At 51.6% G+C, this 15,758-nt stretch carries 14 protein-coding genes and 2 pseudogenes; 9 read left to right on the top strand and 7 right to left on the bottom strand.

The window, feature by feature from the left end:
* The first annotated feature begins 122 nt into the window (after positions 1-122).
* The gene (xylA, locus tag O9139_RS07840; protein ID WP_270878897.1) at positions 123-1,442 is read left to right on the top strand and encodes a xylose isomerase; all 1,320 of its coding nucleotides are present in this window, start codon (positions 123-125) and stop codon (positions 1,440-1,442) included.
* Between the two features lie 63 nt (positions 1,443-1,505).
* Here the strand turns inward: xylA and O9139_RS07835 are convergent, their stop codons facing one another.
* The 4 genes and pseudogenes from O9139_RS07835 to O9139_RS07820 form a co-directional block, all read right to left on the bottom strand.
* Entirely contained in the window at positions 1,506-2,129 is a 624-nt protein-coding gene (locus O9139_RS07835; RefSeq protein WP_270878896.1) for a hypothetical protein, read from the bottom strand.
* A 183-nt stretch (positions 2,130-2,312) separates the two neighbouring features.
* Positions 2,313-3,002 carry a class I SAM-dependent methyltransferase gene (locus O9139_RS07830; RefSeq protein ID WP_270878895.1) on the bottom strand — a complete coding sequence of 230 codons (690 nt, stop codon included), beginning with the start codon at positions 3,000-3,002 and terminating at the stop codon, positions 2,313-2,315.
* Positions 3,003-3,104: 102 nt separating this feature from the next.
* A pseudogene (locus O9139_RS07825) lies at positions 3,105-3,308 on the bottom strand (YiaA/YiaB family inner membrane protein); the annotation flags it as partial.
* A gap of 15 nt (positions 3,309-3,323) precedes the next feature.
* Positions 3,324-3,557: pseudogene (locus tag O9139_RS07820) on the bottom strand (YiaA/YiaB family inner membrane protein); the annotation flags it as partial.
* A 193-nt stretch (positions 3,558-3,750) separates the two neighbouring features.
* Between O9139_RS07820 and O9139_RS07815 the strand changes: the two are divergent.
* The 4 genes from O9139_RS07815 (at position 3,751) to O9139_RS07800 (ending at position 7,713) form a co-directional block, all read left to right on the top strand.
* Positions 3,751-5,037: a glycoside hydrolase family 18 protein gene (locus O9139_RS07815; RefSeq protein WP_270878894.1), complete on the top strand. Its 1,287-nt coding sequence runs from the start codon at positions 3,751-3,753 to the stop codon at positions 5,035-5,037.
* Positions 5,038-5,173: 136 nt separating this feature from the next.
* Positions 5,174-5,551 carry a hypothetical protein gene (locus tag O9139_RS07810; protein WP_270878893.1) on the top strand — a complete coding sequence of 126 codons (378 nt, stop codon included), beginning with the start codon at positions 5,174-5,176 and terminating at the stop codon, positions 5,549-5,551.
* A 153-nt stretch (positions 5,552-5,704) separates the two neighbouring features.
* Positions 5,705-6,802 (top strand): carbohydrate kinase, encoded by a 1,098-nt coding sequence (locus tag O9139_RS07805; protein WP_270878892.1) that lies wholly within the window; start codon positions 5,705-5,707, stop codon positions 6,800-6,802.
* Between the two features lie 5 nt (positions 6,803-6,807).
* Positions 6,808-7,713, top strand: coding sequence for a pseudouridine-5'-phosphate glycosidase (locus O9139_RS07800; RefSeq protein WP_270878891.1), 906 nt, complete (start codon positions 6,808-6,810; stop codon positions 7,711-7,713).
* Positions 7,714-7,768: 55 nt separating this feature from the next.
* Here O9139_RS07800 and O9139_RS07795 read toward each other — a convergent pair whose 3' ends face one another.
* Positions 7,769-8,344 (bottom strand): nitroreductase family protein, encoded by a 576-nt coding sequence (locus tag O9139_RS07795; protein WP_270879037.1) that lies wholly within the window; start codon positions 8,342-8,344, stop codon positions 7,769-7,771.
* 286 nt (positions 8,345-8,630) lie between these two features.
* Here O9139_RS07795 and O9139_RS07790 point away from each other — a divergent pair, with 286 nt between their 5' ends.
* The 3 genes from O9139_RS07790 to O9139_RS07780 all read left to right on the top strand — a co-directional run bounded on the left by O9139_RS07790 (position 8,631) and on the right by O9139_RS07780 (position 11,652).
* Positions 8,631-10,229: an S-layer homology domain-containing protein gene (locus tag O9139_RS07790; RefSeq protein ID WP_270878890.1), complete on the top strand. Its 1,599-nt coding sequence runs from the start codon at positions 8,631-8,633 to the stop codon at positions 10,227-10,229.
* Between the two features lie 124 nt (positions 10,230-10,353).
* The gene (locus tag O9139_RS07785; RefSeq protein WP_270878889.1) at positions 10,354-10,764 is read left to right on the top strand and encodes a hypothetical protein; all 411 of its coding nucleotides are present in this window, start codon (positions 10,354-10,356) and stop codon (positions 10,762-10,764) included.
* 156 nt (positions 10,765-10,920) lie between these two features.
* Entirely contained in the window at positions 10,921-11,652 is a 732-nt protein-coding gene (locus tag O9139_RS07780; protein WP_270878888.1) for a DUF3105 domain-containing protein, read from the top strand.
* Positions 11,653-11,655: 3 nt separating this feature from the next.
* Here the strand turns inward: O9139_RS07780 and O9139_RS07775 are convergent, their stop codons facing one another.
* On the bottom strand, positions 11,656-12,447 hold the full coding sequence (locus O9139_RS07775; RefSeq protein ID WP_270878887.1) for a helix-turn-helix transcriptional regulator: 792 nt from the start codon (positions 12,445-12,447) through the stop codon (positions 11,656-11,658).
* Between the two features lie 119 nt (positions 12,448-12,566).
* Between O9139_RS07775 and pyk the strand changes: the two genes are divergently transcribed.
* A complete protein-coding gene (pyk, locus tag O9139_RS07770) occupies positions 12,567-13,979 on the top strand; it encodes a pyruvate kinase (RefSeq protein ID WP_270878886.1) in 1,413 nt (470 codons plus the stop codon).
* Between the two features lie 47 nt (positions 13,980-14,026).
* Here pyk and O9139_RS07765 read toward each other — a convergent pair whose 3' ends face one another.
* Positions 14,027-15,700, bottom strand: a complete 1,674-nt coding sequence (locus tag O9139_RS07765; protein WP_377525855.1) for a ribonuclease J — start codon at positions 15,698-15,700, stop codon at positions 14,027-14,029.
* Between the last annotated feature and the right edge of the window lie 58 nt (positions 15,701-15,758).

Genomic DNA, 15,758 nt, shown 5'->3' with positions numbered 1-15,758 from the left:
TTTTAACACGAATCAATTAGGGATGCACGAACTAAGTTTGTTTAATGAATTTACAAACTTTCTGAATGATGTTATGATGACTACATAAGCAGTTACAAACTCTATTTTTGGAGGCTGAATTCATGAGCTACTTTAACAACATTCAAAAAATCCAGTTTGAGGGCAAGCAATCGACGAACCCGCTTTCTTTTAAATTCTACAATCCTGAGCAAGTTATTCTAGGCAAAACAATGCGCGAACATCTGCGCTTTGCAATCGCTTACTGGCACTCCTTCTCCGCTAACGGTTCCGATCCGTTTGGCAGCGGCACTGCTCTTCGCGACTGGGATAAATTCTCCGGCATGGATCTGGCCAAAGCCCGCGTTGAAGCTTGCTTCGAGCTTCTGAACATTCTGGACGTTGATTACTTCGCATTCCACGACCGTGACATTGCGCCTGAAGGCGACACTCTGCAAGAAACGAACCGCAACCTGGACGAAATCGTTGCTTTAATCAAAGACAACATGAAAGCTTCAGGCAAGAAGCTGCTTTGGAATACAGCTAACATGTTCACGAACCCACGCTTCGTGCATGGCGCAGCGACAACGAACAATGCTGACGTCTTCGCTTATGCAGCAGCACAAGTGAAGAAAGCGTTGGAGCATGGTAAAGAGCTTGGTGCTGAAAACTATGTGTTCTGGGGCGGCCGCGAAGGCTACGAAACGCTGCTGAACACGGACCTTGGCTTGGAATTTGACAACCTGGCCCGCTTCTTGCACATGGCTGTTGACTATGCCAAAGAAATCGGCTTTGACGCCCAGTTCCTGATCGAGCCTAAGCCAAAAGAGCCATCCAAGCACCAATACGACTTCGATGCGCAAACTACGTTGTCGTTCTTGCAAAAATACGACCTGCTGCCGTACTTCAAATTAAACCTTGAAGCGAACCATGCGACACTTGCCGGCCACACATTCGAGCACGAGCTGCGCGTAGCGCGTGTGAACGGTGTGCTCGGTTCCATTGATGCGAACCAAGGCGACATGCTGCTCGGCTGGGATACAGATGAGTTCCCTACGGATCTGTACTCCACAACGCTCGCTATGTACGAAATCTTGTCCAACGAAGGCGGCATCGGCCGCGGCGGCGTAAACTTCGATGCGAAAGTTCGCCGTACGTCCTTCGAGCCGGTTGACGTCGTTTACGCGCATATCGCAGGTATGGATTCTTTTGCCCGTGGTTTGCAAGTAGCAGCGAAGCTGATTGAAGATCGCGTCTTCGACAACGTCTTAGACACACGTTACGCTTCCTTCAAATCCGGCATCGGTGCCGACATCGTGTCCGGCAAAGCGAACTTCAAGACGCTGGAAGCTTACGCGCTTGAGAACAGCCACAACATTACGAACCAATCCGGCCGTTTGGAATTGCTTAAAGCAACGTTGAACCAATATCTGATCAACGCCTAATAATATGAAAAGGACCGCAAGCCCGAGGTAATAATCTACCAGGGCTGCGGTCCTTTTGTATTGTCAGCTGGGCATATAGCGAATTTCCAGCGATCCTTGCGGCATGAAGACGAGCACATTGTCGCCGTTCGTCAGTGTGTAGGAATTCACGAGACATCCTTGGCCTTCGTAGATGCCGTCAACAATTTCAAGCCTGAGCTTGTTTCTGTGGATCGCGTTCCAGACATCTACGATCGTATCAAAATCGCTGTCCCCTTCGCGCAATTCATATTCCTGATGCAGGTAGCACAGCTTCTTCTCCGTTAACACAAAAGGCCATTTGTGATCAAAGCATGCTTTGATTTCCGGCCATGGAAACCCTTCCGAACCTAGCCGGTAAAACTCAAGGGTAAGCGGTTGGCTAACGGGGGGGTAGAAAAACAACACTTTATAATTATCGATAATTTTCTCTAAATAGCCTTCCTGCGCAGCTACGATTTGGCCTTCCGCTTCTCGCACCATCGAGACGATCTGCCTCGTCTTTCGCGCCAGTACTGGACCGATGAACAGATTGTTCGTATCCTGATGATCCCGCCAAGCTTGCTTCAACAGCTTATGACCGTTAATGGCAAAACCGTACGTTTCGGGCTCCAGAAGCTCATCAGCACCCAGTATACCAATAATTTGTCGAATATGTCCTTCTTCCACAAGATCACCCCAAGGCTTATGCTGGCTTATAGATACAGCATTCCATCACCATGTGGAAAATTCCTCCAAAAACAGACACACATACGCCGTTAAGCAGCTTTCGGAATGAAAAGTTTGATAAAATAAAAATCAAAACAAAACAACCTCTGGCCTAACAAATAAGCGTCGAGGTTGTTTGTTTTTTTACTTCTTATGCTTATACCACACGCCTGCGAACTCAGGCACAACCCCCCATTGCTGTGCAGCGACCTTATCCGCCAGCTCCGCACCAAAGAAGTACCTCGTCAGCGACTCCGCTTCCTTGGCGTCCCGGAACTTATAGTCCATCCGGATGGACTCATGCTGAAAGCCGTATTTATGCTCAAGCTCATGGAAATAGGGCTGCAAAAAATCATACCGAACCGGCTCTTCATAGCCTGTCCCTAACGTTTCGAAGATGATCGCCGTGCCGCCGGGGCGCAGGATGCGATCGATCTCAGCCAGCATCTGCTGCAGGTTGGCCTGCCAGTCCGCATGGTTGTTGCTCGCCAGATAGCACAGACTCCAGCCCGCTACGACGAGATCGACGCAGGCGGCCTCCAGCGGCAGCTGGCGATGATCCGCCACTGCGGTCCTGCAGTTGGCATGCATCTGATCCTGCAGCCGCTTCTCCAACTGCTGCAGCATCACCGGCGAACTGTCGAGGCTGACCACCGACTTCGCCGCATCAGCCAGAGCCAGCGTCAATCGGCCTGTCCCTGCCCCGAGATCGGCTACATCCTGATCCCGATAAGGTCTTATTTCATGAATGACGTTAGCTAAACTGGGTTGATGGCTAATCAGGGTTTCATACATATCCGCCCGGTCTTGATAAATGCGTTCGTCTCTTGACATTGTGCAATACCTCCTTCGTTTGTTCTAACGTAAACCCTGACGCAAGGTTAAGGTCAAGAAAAAAAGCGCCTGCCGGCCACCAGCCGCAGACGCTTCCACATTTTATACCTCTTCCCCGGACTCCATGTGAACATGAAGCGATCCTTCGTCCTCCGTGTTATCGCGGATCGTTTTTTGCAATACGAAGGATGACATCGTCAGGAACAACGCTGTAACGGCGTAGTAACCTTTGACCGAAAGCGGCTCCTCCAGATTGATAATGCCGATGAACATCCCGAGAAGCGCCAAGCCGAACGAGCTCCAAGCCAGGAATGTGAAGGACGGTGTATTCCTTTTACGCCCATTATTACTGTCTTCCATATTATCTCGCACAACTTTCTGCAGCACGAAGGAGGACATGGTCAGAAACAGCGCTGTTACCGCGTAATAGCCTTTGACGCTGAGCACTTCATCCAACGTATAGATGCCGATGAACATCGCCAAGAATGCCCCTATAAATGACGCCCAAGCCATGAATGTAAATGCAGATGTATTTCGCTTCCCTTTTGTAAACATATGCGTTAACCTCCCAGCCGCCCGTGCGGCTTATTGATTTCTTGTTCTTGATGTAATCATAGAAGATAAAGCATAAGCCAACTAGTACTATTTTCCAGTAGTACCGAAACCTGAATATACAGGACATACACCTATTGCGTCGGCAAGGAATAAGGTAAAGCAATGAGAAGCGACAGCCCAAGGAGGAGTTCCCATGCAAATTCACGTTGTCCAGAAGGGACAAACGTTATATCGCATATCGCAAGAGTATGGCTTACCTGTGGACACAATCGCCGCGGCCAATGAAATCGACCCCAGTCAAACGCTGGTTATCGGACAGGCATTGGTCATTCCGATCGTCGGATCGTATTACTGGGTGCGACCCGGCGAGAGCCTGTACCAGATCGCCCGCAAATTAGGCGTTGATTTGCAAACGCTCATCTCGGTCAATGGCTTGCGCCCGAATCAATCGTTGTCAGCGGGCTTCCGGCTCTATATCCCCCCGTTTCCGCGGACCCAGGCTGAAGTCAATGCCTATCTCGAACCCCGGGGAAGCAGCGTATCCCAAACGCTGATCAATTCAGCCAAGGAAGCTGCGCCGCATCTTACCTATCTGGCCCCTTTCAGCTTCCGCATTCAAAGAGACGGCACCCTTCACGCGCCGCCGCTCGATGATTTGCATGCAATCACCGCGCAGCAAGGCGTGACGCTGATGATGGTCGTAACGAATCTGGAGCATGACCAGTTCAGCGCCGAGCTCGGACACATCATCCTCACGGACCAGACTGTGCAGAATCGCCTGCTCGATACGATTAAATCCACGGCCAAGCAATACGGGTTCCGGGATATTCATTTTGACATCGAGCATCTGCACCCGAGCGACCGCGAAGCCTACAACGCGTTCTTGCGCAAAGCGGCGGCACAAATTCATCAGGAAGGATACCTGATGTCCACCGCGCTTGCCCCAAAAACGAGCGCGGCGCAAGCCGGAGAATGGTATACGGCCCACGATTATAAAGCGCATGGCGAAATCGCCGATTTCGTCGTCATTATGACGTATGAGTGGGGCTTCAGCGGCGGCCCGCCGATGGCCGTATCGCCGATTGGCCCTGTACGCAAAGTGCTTGAGTACGCCCTGACCGAAATGCCATCCTCGAAGATTATGATGGGGCAAAATCTGTACGGCTACGACTGGACGCTGCCTTATGTCAAAGGCGGGCCTTTTGCCAAAGCGGTCAGCCCGCAAGCGGCGATCGCTCTCGCGCGCAGGTTCAACGCACAGATCCTGTACGATCAAACCGCGCAGGCGCCGCATTTCAATTATTGGGATGACGCCGGCAAAGAGCATACGGTGTGGTTCGAAGATGCACGTTCGATCCAAGCCAAGTTCAATCTGCTCAAAGAACTGAACCTGCGCGGCATCAGCTACTGGAAGCTCGGGCTGAGCTTCCCGCAGAACTGGCTGCTGATTGATAATAATTTTAATGTCGTCAAGCGGTGAGTCGTCAATTATACCGAAGCATCTTCTCCTCCGGGGGGGGGATGCTTTGGTGGTACACATAACTTTCAATAGGAAGAGGAAAGCTAGCCATACCTGCATGGGTTCATGCAATACAGATATCGTTGGAGGTATGCGCATGTTTTCCCGTTTCCTGAAGCTTGCCTCAGTTTCGTTCTTATCGTTTTCGGCTCTGCTTGGAGCCCACTATCAGCACACGCATCCGCACGCCCAGCAAGTCGTTGCGCAAGTGGACCGCTGGGAGGCGGCAAAGATTGGCTCGCCAACGTTCTATGATACGAATCCGTTCGGTATGCCGGGGGCCGAAGCCAATGTTCGTACCTTATCGAGCGAGGGCGGACGAGCTGCCTCATTTGGCGTGACACCGCCGACAGCATACCGAACACTCAGCGACACAGCGAATCAGTCTCCCGCTAGCCACAACTATTGGGGGCTGCTCGGCCTCTTCGGACTGTTGGGACTATTCGTCAACCGTTCACGAAATTCACGTGTATAGCTAAGGGTTGCTCATGAAGGAGCTTGTTTCCGCTTTATGGAACAAGCTCCTTTTCCCTTTTCTCTTCCCACTCATAAACATATGTTTATCATATAGACAAATGTTTAGAGTCGCGTTACACTATATTTATCAGACACAAGGAGGGAGCCGCTCATGGATCGGGAACAGCAAATTTTAACGCTTATCCGGCAAAATCCGTTCATCTCCCAGCACGAAATCGCAGGTGCGATCGGCATTTCGCGCTCCGCTGTCGCTGGTTATATCGCCGCGCTGACGAGAAAAGGCGTCATCCGGGGCCGTGCCTATATCACAGCGGACGACAACACGGTCATGTGCATCGGCGGCGCCAACCTAGACAGCAAAGCAAGCAGCAAGCAGGCGATTCGTCTCGCCTCCTCGAACCCGGTCACCGTCAAGGAATCGTGCGGCGGCGTTGCTCGCAATATTGCAGAGACCCTCGCGAAATTAAGCTGCAAGGCAGCTTTGCTTACCGTCGTCGGTGATGACAAAGCCGGACAGTGGGTGCTGGAAGAAACGAAGACGCGCGGCGTTGACGTCAGCCAATCGATCGTACTGCCCGGTGAACGGACCGGTATGTATACGGCGCTGCTGGATGCAACGGGCGAGATGTTTCTCGCTTTTGCCAACATGGAAATTTACGACAGATGCTCTCCTGACCTCCTGCGGGAAAAATGGTCGCACATCGCCGCAGCGGCGCTGGTCATCGCGGATACGAACCTGCCTGCCGACACGCTCGAAGAGCTGGTGAAACGATGCGGCGAAGAAGGTGTTCCCCTTTTCGTAGACCCCGTGTCCTCGGAAAAGGCCAAGAAGCTCCCGCTGAACCTGCAAGGCGTAACCGCCATCTTTCCGAACCTCGAGGAAGCATGCCAAATGGCAGGCATCGCGATTACAGCTGATCCTGATCTGGCCGAGGTCGCGAAGGCGATTTGTGAACGCGGCGTGAAGCATGTCTTCATTACGCTGGGCAGCCAAGGGGTGATGTACCATGGCGAAGAAGGCAGCCGCCTCTTCCCGCCGATTCCGACCCAGGTCGTGGAAGTTACAGGCGCAGGAGACGCGCTTGTCGCCGGTGTCGCCTATGGTGTCCTGCATCACCAGTCTTATATGGAAGCTTGTCTTAGCGGGATTGCCGCCTCGCATATCACGCTGGAAACTGCGGAATCCGTGGCCAGCGAGCTCAGTAAAGAACGATTAACTCATATCACAACTACTTATAAAGGAGTCTGAACCCTATGAAACAATACCTGACTTTTACCGATGAAGTGAAAGCGGCTTTAGCCAATAACCAACCTGTTGTCGCTCTGGAAACGACAATTATTTCCCACGGCATGCCTTACCCGCAAAACATGGAGATGGCCAAAAAGGTCGAGCAAATTATTCGCGACAACGGCGCGGTTCCGGCCACGATCGGCATCATGGGCGGTAAAATTAAAATCGGCCTGAATGATCAAGAGCTCGAAGAGTTTGCCACCAACGCGAACGTTGAAAAAGTGAGCCGCCGCGACTTCGCGCACATATTGTCATCCGGCAAAATCGGTGCAACGACGGTATCGGCTACGATGATTGGCGCTGCGCTGGCCGGCATTAAAGTGTTCGCCACAGGCGGCATCGGCGGCGTACACCGCGAAGGCGAAGTGACGATGGACGTCTCCGCCGACTTGACTGAGCTTGCTCAGACCAATGTGGCTGTCGTCTGTGCCGGAGCGAAGTCGATTCTCGACATCGGCCGCACGCTGGAGTTTCTCGAGACGCACGGCGTACCTGTTGTCGGCTATAAGACGAGCGAGTTCCCGTCCTTCTATGCCCGCGAGAGCGGCTATGGCGTAGACTTCCGCCTTGACGAGCCGTCCGAAGTAGCGAGCATGCTCCGCACGAAGTGGGAGCTTGGTCTGAACGGCGGCGCGATTATCGCCAATCCGGTTCCGGCGGAATCTGCGATGAACCATGATGAGATCGAGGGTGTCATCCAGCAGGCGCTGAACGAAGCGAAGGAGCAGAACATTACCGGCAAAAAAGTAACGCCGTTCCTGCTCGCCCGCATCAAGCAGTTGACTGAAGGGCGCAGCCTGGAAACGAACATTGCCCTCGTGTACCACAACGCGCAAACCGCGGCGCAAATCGCTGTTGCGCTGAAATAAAGAAAAAAATCCTCCAATCCCACGGTGATCGTGGTTTTGGAGGATTTTTTGTTATTTACTCACTCACCCAAACTGTTTTCTGTGCGAAAGGCGAGCGCACGGCTTTAGGTGCTGACGGCATATCGGGGTACCCGATATAAATGAATCCGACGAGATCCTCTTTGCCTTGGAGTCCGAACGTTTCTTTCATTTTCGCGTGATAAGTCGGTTCCCCGGTGCGCCATATTGCCCCCAAGCCCAAAGCATGGGCGGTCAGCAGCATGTTTTGGACCGCTGCATGCGCCGCGGCGTATTCTTCGATCTCAGGAACAACCCGATTCGCTGACGGCGAGACGGCCACCGCGATCACGACAGGCGCACGAAACGCCTTTTTTTCCTGATTGGCGTGAATTTGCGCGGTCTCTTCTTCTGTGAGGGTCCCCGATTCCGCCATCGCAACCTCCGCATAGCCGCGGGCGAGCAGCTTGCGTCCTTCCCCTGTCATCACCCAGAAACGCCATGGCTCTGTATGTGCATGGTTAGGCGCCCATATAGCCGCCTCAAGGATTTCTTCAATTAATGCTTGATCAACAGGATCGGATTTAACTTTACCAATGCTGCGTCGCTCCAGGATGGCTTGTTTCAAATCCATCATGAACGGATCACTCCCATTCTTATAAAGAATCAATTTCTTCTTATCATATTTATATTGTGCATGAAGGATTTAGGTTTCGCAAATAGGCTTTTCAAAGCAAAAAATTTCCGCCGAATGATAGATTCGCAGCATCTTTTAGACTTAGCACTCTTATTCCCGGACTGCCAAGAATTTGACAATGACTTACTTTATCCTGCATTGTATAGTTATAAGCACAGAGCAAGTGCACGAAGCAATAAGGCATTCATCCAATTCTATTATACTTCAACTATTAGGAGGTACTATGAAAAACACATTGAAAACCATCGCTTTGACAGCAGCAGCATTGTCTATGCTTTCTTCGACGGCTTTCGCTGCTAATTCTTCTGCGGACTTCACGGATTTGAACGGCATTGACGCAGGTTTGAAAGCAAAGATTGACGCGATGGTATCCGCCGGCATTTTCGAAGGTGTATCGAATGATACTTTCGGTATTGACCAAAATATGACACGCGCACAATTCGCAAAAGTAGCGACACTGATCTACGGCATCAACGTGGACACTTCCGTAAAAGTTTCCAGCTTTAGCGACGTTAAAGCAGACGATCCTGCCAACGGCTGGGCGATCCCTTATATCGAAGCTGCGAAAAAGGCCGGACTCATTGACGGCGTGACGGACACAACTTTCATTCCAGGCGACTCTGTAACGACAGGTCAGTTAGATACAGTTCTGCTTAAAGGTCTCGGCAAAAAAGTGAACGTTAGCGGCACGCCTTGGTTTGCAGACGCTGTGAAACAAGCGACAGATCTGGGCATCCATGCTGCCGGCAAAGCAGGCGATCAAGCGGCGACCCGCGCTGACCTTGTTCAAAGCTCCTATGCCGCACAACAAGCTTTTAATGACCAAAACCAAACATTGGTTTCTGTAACTGGCGCACAAGCTTCTTCCGACCTGCTGAAAGTGACAGTAACATTGAACAAACAAGTGGATACTAGCAAAGCTACGCTGGCCTTGAATAAAGATACTTCTGCGGTCAATACTACAACCGAGTGGGCTGCTGACGGCAAGTCCGCAACACTGACAATAACAGGCGGCGCTCTGGCTGCAGGTAACTATACCGTTACTTTGGGCGGTTTGGATGCGAGTACGATTAAAACAGCGACGGCTACCTTTACCGTCACGACAACTCCGGTTTCCGATGGCAATATTGCCGTAGATGGTGACTACACAATCGCCAATGTCATCGATAGTGGTTTGACGGCTACAGCGCCTGATCAAGCGTCTGCTGAAGATCCTACGAAGAGCATGTTGGCTAAAGAAATCAAGATTAAAGTGAAAAATGCAGCCGGTGACGATGTTGCCGTCCCAGGTATCGTTCAATCCGTTCATTCTTCGGATTCCAGCATTGCCAAAGTCGGTCTATCTGCTGACCATCACGCCTATGTGATTGGTAATAAAGTAGGTACAGCGGTCGTTACCGTAATGGTTCAAATCGGCAACAACGATCCTAAGCAGCTTAGTGTGACAGTTAACGTGAAGAGCGATGCCGTAACAGCATCGACCATGAAAGCTGACAACACTTCTTTTGACCGTACAATGACTGTTACAGGCGGCGTATATTCCGATATTTTCGATGCATTTAATGAAATGAAACTTAAAGTAACAGACAACTATGGTATCGAGTATGAAAATAGTGAAGTTGAAGATTACAACTTCGCATTGGGGAATGTTTTCACGGTAACTCATATCAGTGGTGACGATGCGCAAGGTGCTGTTGGAACAGTAACGGTTGATACAAATGGAATCGTTCGTGTATCTGGCAACGTAAAATCCTTCGAACTAAACGCTGTATCCCCTACAGGTAAAACGGCAACAAGCTTTGTAACCATGAAACGTCCATAAGTTGACTTATTTGCAGCTGGCCCTCTTCGGAGGCCAGCTGCTTTTGCTTTGACGTGCACACCAGCCTAGGGCTCACATATATTGATAGGGTGTATTGAAGTTAGAAACTTGAAGGAGCACACCGATGAACTATCCTCCCGCTTATTACTGGGACCCTTTCCGCCATACTTATTATCCCTATGCCAGCTACCCGCCCGAGCTGTTCGGTCACCCTCCCTCCTATCCGGAATCGAATCGGGAAATGCCGCCGGTAAATACGAATATGCTCGAGCATTCCGTTACTTCTCTTCAAAAAATCGTGAACGATGCCACCATCGTACTAAGCAAGCTCAAAGATAAGCAAATCGCGCACCAGCTGATGACAGCGGCTCAAGCCGGCAATCAACAGGAAGTTGAACGGATCGTACACACGTTTGGGATTGCCGAGCCAATCCAAACGACGTATACCCCTAGCGCGATTCAGTTTAAAATCGATCCGGTGCCGCAGGAGTCGCACTGCTGTTCGTTAACGATGATGCTGAAATGGGGCCGCTAAACGCCCAACGCGAAAAGCAATCTCATCTTGGTGAAACCTGGGTGAGATTGCTTTTTGCCGTTAGCAGCTACTGGAATTTGACTAATCTACCCCATCAAACTACAATATGTAGTGTACATTCTTATACTTTTTACTAATCAAAAAGGAGCATAACACATGGAACAAACAAGCTTGCAGCAAGGATCGGTTTGGATGTCCGTTTTACTCTATGCCGGCATTGCGATCGTTGTTTTAGCCGTTGTGGGCTATGTTCTTGCTGCACGGACGAACCAAGCCAATTCAGCCCGGTTGAAGAAGGCGGAGAAGCAGGCTCTGCATAAGAAGCAGAAGCAGCTGATGATGATTTCGCATGTGCTTACGACGCTGGCCGTTCTGTTTATCGGCACGTCGCTAATTCAGCAAGCCTCCAGCAAATACAGCATCGAGAAATTGAATTTCAATGCGCCGATCGAGGTCACGACGGATAAAGATTATGGACGCGACCACTCCGAAATGCCGTTGAAATACGAAATGAAGATCCCGACATCGGGCACACACAGCCCTCACGATTTGAAGTTCGGCTTTTACACGGAGAAACCGCCGTATGAGAAGTTGGTCCATAACCTGGAGCATGGCGATATCATTATATATTTCCATCCGGATGCCCCTGCCGAATTACAGGACAAACTGAAATATCTGGCCAATTTCAAAAAAGCCGGTGCCGGCGTTCTCGCTGTACCGAACCCTGATGTGCCAAGCGACAAAGAAGTGGTCGTGAATGCTTGGACCAAAACGATGCAGCTGACCACATATGACGATGCCAGTGTCGGCACATTTATTTACCAGTACATCAATAAAGGTCCAGAACAAATCCCACCGGAAGTCAGACGCGGCGGAGGCACGATGTAAGACCTATTTGCGCACGACTTCCCGATCTGCCACCAGATCGGTCGGCACGAGCCCGGTAAGGCGCCTGAATACCCTATAAAAGTACGACGGATCGCTGTAGCCGACGAACTCTGCGATCTCTGTTACAGTCAGTGCCGAATGCCTGAGCATATAGACCGCCGTCTTCATGCGAGTCGTGTTCACGTACTCGCTAATCGTCTGGCCGGTCACCTTACTGAATAAGGAGGCTGCATAATTCGGCGACTTGCCTGTGCAAGCGCCAAGTTCCTCCTTGGTCACGTGCTCCCGATAGTGACTCTGGATATACGCCTTCATTTGCTCCACACATTGCATGGCGGCATTCGGGATCTGCCCTTGATCCTGCTCCCTTTGCAAATGCACAAACAGCTCTTGCAGCAGCGCTTCGCACAGCGTCTGGTAATAGGGCTGTTTGTCGTGCCATTGGCGGTACATCGAGCGCAGCCGATCGAGCATATAGTCATATTTGCCTGTCGAGCCGCTGATCAGCTGCATGGACGAAATGAGCGGGAGCGGTTCCAGCATGCGGTTTGTCGCAAATTGCACGACGTATTTCTCATGCAGCTGCGTGGGCACGCTTTTGCCGTAGTACGCCATCCCGCAAGGAATCAGCAGCCACTGCCCTTTCTCCAGCAGCTGTTTATGCTCCCCTCCGCTTCCCCCCACCCAATACACACACTTCCCATACGTCATTAGGACAAGGGTCCAATAGGGAGCAGCTTGTTCTTCGAGATACCAGTTGCTCGTTTTGTCATAGATAACCTTAATCACCTGCACGCCAACCACACTCCGTACTATAGTACATATAGCATACTATATTTCATGGATGTACGGGGAAATTAAGACTACAATAAACATAAATCGATATCTAATTTCCGAAAGGGAGACTACACCCGATGCGTAAAACGAAAATCATTTGCACAATGGGACCTGCTTGCGATTCCGTCCCTACCTTGAAACAATTAATCCTTGCGGGCATGAGCGTCGCCCGTTTAAATATGGCTCACGGCGATTTGGACGAGCACCGCGGCCGTATTGCCCGAGTTCGCCAGGCTGCCCAAGAGCTTGGTGTCACCATACCCATTCTCATGGATATCAAAGGGCCAGAGATACGAATCGGACAATTGCAAGGCGCTTCCTACGACCTGCAAAAAGGCGACACCATCGTGCTCACCACCGAACAAATTATTGGCGATGGCCAGCGTGTATCCGTCAACTATCCGGGTCTTCCGCAAGACGTGCAGCCTGGCAATCTGGTGCTGATCGATGACGGCTCCATTGAACTGCGCGTAGAAATGGTGGACGGTACCGAAGTGACGTGCACCGTGCTGAACCAAAGCGTGCTGAAACAGCGCAAAGGTGTCAACCTGCCTGGCGTTCGCTGCTCCCTGCCGGGAGTTACGGAACGGGATATTATGCATTTGAAATTCGGCGTCGAGGAAAATATTTCGATCGTCGCCATGTCCTTCGTGCGCAACGGCGACGATGTCCGCGAAGTGCGCCACATTCTGGAGCAGCACGGTGCCGGCTTCACGCCGATCGTATCGAAGATCGAGAATGAAGAAGGTATCAACAACTTCGCCTCCATTCTCGAAGCTTCCGACGGCATCATGGTAGCGCGCGGCGACCTCGGTGTGGAGATTCCAACCGAAGAAGTTCCGATCGCGCAAAAAGATATGATCCGCGCTTGTAACTTGGCCGGCAAGCCGGTTATTACCGCAACGCAGATGCTCGACTCGATGCAGCGCAATCCTCGCCCGACACGCGCCGAAGTCAGCGACGTGGCCAACGCGGTACTCGACGGCAGTGACGTCGTCATGCTGTCCGGAGAGACAGCTGCCGGCAAGTATCCCGTCGAGGCTGTAACGATGATGGCGCAGATCGCAGAGCGCGTCGAGCAGACGATGGAGCACCGTTCTGCCCTCGATGCCCAACTGCAATCGAATAACGAGGTGACCGAAGTACTGTGCCAATCGGTAGTCTCGACGTCCAATAAGCTGCACGCCGCGGCGATTTTGACGCCAACCGAGAGCGGCTTTACTGCCCGCATGATCGCCAAATACCGGCCGGAAGCGCCGATTCTGGCGATCACGTCAAATGAATACACAATTAACTACCTGAGTATGGTGCAGGGTGTCATTCCGATTCGCGGCGAAATCAGCGACTCCACGGATGCGTTGATACGCCAAGCGATCACCCAAGCGGAAGCACTCGGTTACGTGAAAAAGGACGACCTCACGGTCGTATCCGCCGGTATTCCGATCGGCAAATCAGGAACAACGAACCTAATGAAAGTGGAAAAAGTTTAGAACTTGAAAGCCCCTTGCCTGATCCATCAGGCGAGGGGCTTTCAAGTTCATATTTCCATAATGATCGGCAAAATAACCGGCCTTCTCCCCGTATGTTCATACAGGTACCGCCCTAACGCATCCTTGACGCTTACCTTGATGGTATTCCACTGATTGACATTCTCCGCTAACAGCTTAGAGATCGTCCCCGAAACGATCCGCGACGCTTCATCGAGCAGCCCCTCCGATTCCCGTACATAAACAAACCCCCGCGAGATAATATCCGGGCCCGACAAAATCTTACTATCCGTTTTGCTCAGCGTGACGACCACGACGAGAATACCGTCTTCGGACAGATGCTTGCGGTCGCGCAGTACAATATTACCGACATCGCCGATCCCCCAGCCGTCGACGAGCGTATTCCCCGCTGTAATTTTGCGGGCCTGCCGTGCGAGGCCGTTCTCGATATCTACGATGTCACCGTTGTTTAGAATGAAGGTGTTCCCCGGTTCGACGCCGACCGCTTCCGCCAGAAGGCCATGCTGATGGAGCATGCGGAACTCGCCGTGAATCGGAATAAAATATCGGGGCTTCATGAGCGTCAGCATGAGCTTGAGTTCTTCCTGGCTGGCATGACCCGAGACATGCATCCCGGTGACTGTGCCCGAGCCATAGATCACCTTGGCGCCTAAACGCAGCAAATTATCTACGGTTCGCGCCACATTCCGTTCATTGCCCGGAATCGGGGTGGCCGCAAGGATGACGGTATCCCCTGCCAGCACCTCGACCTGGCGGTAGCTGTTGCTGGCCAGCCGCGACAACGCCGCCATCGGTTCTCCCTGGCTGCCGGTACAGAGGATCGCAACCCTTTCCGGAGCCAGCCCGCCCACCTCATTCGCTTCGATCAAGAGGCCCTCGGGAATCGTCAAATAACCGAGCTCAGATGCGATCCTGACGACATTCACCATGCTGCGCCCCAGCAGCGCCAGCTTGCGATTTGTCAGCATCGCCGCATCAATGACCTGCTGCAGCCTGTGCACATTGGACGCGAATGTGGATAGGAATACTTTTTGCTTTGCTTTAATGAAAGCTTCTGCAATGGATTCGCCTACAATTCTTTCTGACGGTGTGAAGCCGGGACGCTCGGCGTTGGTGCTCTCGGAAAGCAAGGCGAGGACGCCGCTGCTGCCAATCGTGGCCATCCGATGCAGATCTGGATACTGACCGCTTACCGGTGTCAGATCGAATTTGAAATCGCCTGTATGAACGACAGTACCTTCCGGTGTGTGAAAGGCTACTCCCAGACAGTCGGGAATGCTGTGGTTTGTCCTGAAGAACGTAGCTGTTAACGCCCCTAATGTCAGGCTTGTCTCCGCATGAATCACATGCCGCTCCGTATCGGCAAGCAGCCCGGCCTCTTTTAGCTTCACCTCAATCAACCCCATCGTTAACCGGGTCGCATAAATCGGTATATTTAACTGCTTCATGACATAGGGAATCCCGCCGATATGATCCTCATGCCCGTGGGTAATGATCAGCGCCCGGACTTTCTCGCTGTTTTCGATCAGGTAGGTAATATCGGGAATAATCAGATCAATGCCTAACAGGCTTTCGTCAGGGAATTTGGAGCCGCAATCGATCACGGCGATATCGTCCGCATACTGGATGGCATACATGTTTTTTCCGATTTCCCCTACGCCGCCTAAAGCGAAGATGGACAATTGCTTCGTTTGACTTTTCAAGATCAAAAGCCTCCATGTGTGACAGTTTTTTATAATTTCCCCTTAAATGAGAGGTTTT

This window comes from Paenibacillus aestuarii (assembly GCF_027789125.1).
Classification (GTDB): Bacteria; Bacillota; Bacilli; order Paenibacillales; family NBRC-103111; genus Paenibacillus_E; species Paenibacillus_E aestuarii.
The sequence above is the reverse complement of the archived record's forward strand: the minus strand, read 5'-3'. Positions and strand labels throughout refer to the sequence as shown.

What these genes read in the sequence shown, in the direction of transcription:
- xylA (WP_270878897.1), top strand. Translation starts at nt 123, where the DNA reads ATGAGCTACTTTAACAACATTCAAAAAATCCAGTTTGAGGGCAAGCAA.
- O9139_RS07830 (WP_270878895.1), bottom strand. Translation starts at nt 3,002, where the DNA reads ATGTCAAGAGACGAACGCATTTATCAAGACCGGGCGGATATGTATGAA.
- O9139_RS07815 (WP_270878894.1), top strand. Translation starts at nt 3,751, where the DNA reads ATGCAAATTCACGTTGTCCAGAAGGGACAAACGTTATATCGCATATCG.
- O9139_RS07810 (WP_270878893.1), top strand. Translation starts at nt 5,174, where the DNA reads ATGTTTTCCCGTTTCCTGAAGCTTGCCTCAGTTTCGTTCTTATCGTTT.
- O9139_RS07805 (WP_270878892.1), top strand. Translation starts at nt 5,705, where the DNA reads ATGGATCGGGAACAGCAAATTTTAACGCTTATCCGGCAAAATCCGTTC.
- O9139_RS07800 (WP_270878891.1), top strand. Translation starts at nt 6,808, where the DNA reads ATGAAACAATACCTGACTTTTACCGATGAAGTGAAAGCGGCTTTAGCC.
- O9139_RS07795 (WP_270879037.1), bottom strand. Translation starts at nt 8,344, where the DNA reads ATGGATTTGAAACAAGCCATCCTGGAGCGACGCAGCATTGGTAAAGTT.
- O9139_RS07790 (WP_270878890.1), top strand. Translation starts at nt 8,631, where the DNA reads ATGAAAAACACATTGAAAACCATCGCTTTGACAGCAGCAGCATTGTCT.
- O9139_RS07785 (WP_270878889.1), top strand. Translation starts at nt 10,354, where the DNA reads ATGAACTATCCTCCCGCTTATTACTGGGACCCTTTCCGCCATACTTAT.
- O9139_RS07780 (WP_270878888.1), top strand. Translation starts at nt 10,921, where the DNA reads ATGGAACAAACAAGCTTGCAGCAAGGATCGGTTTGGATGTCCGTTTTA.
- pyk (WP_270878886.1), top strand. Translation starts at nt 12,567, where the DNA reads ATGCGTAAAACGAAAATCATTTGCACAATGGGACCTGCTTGCGATTCC.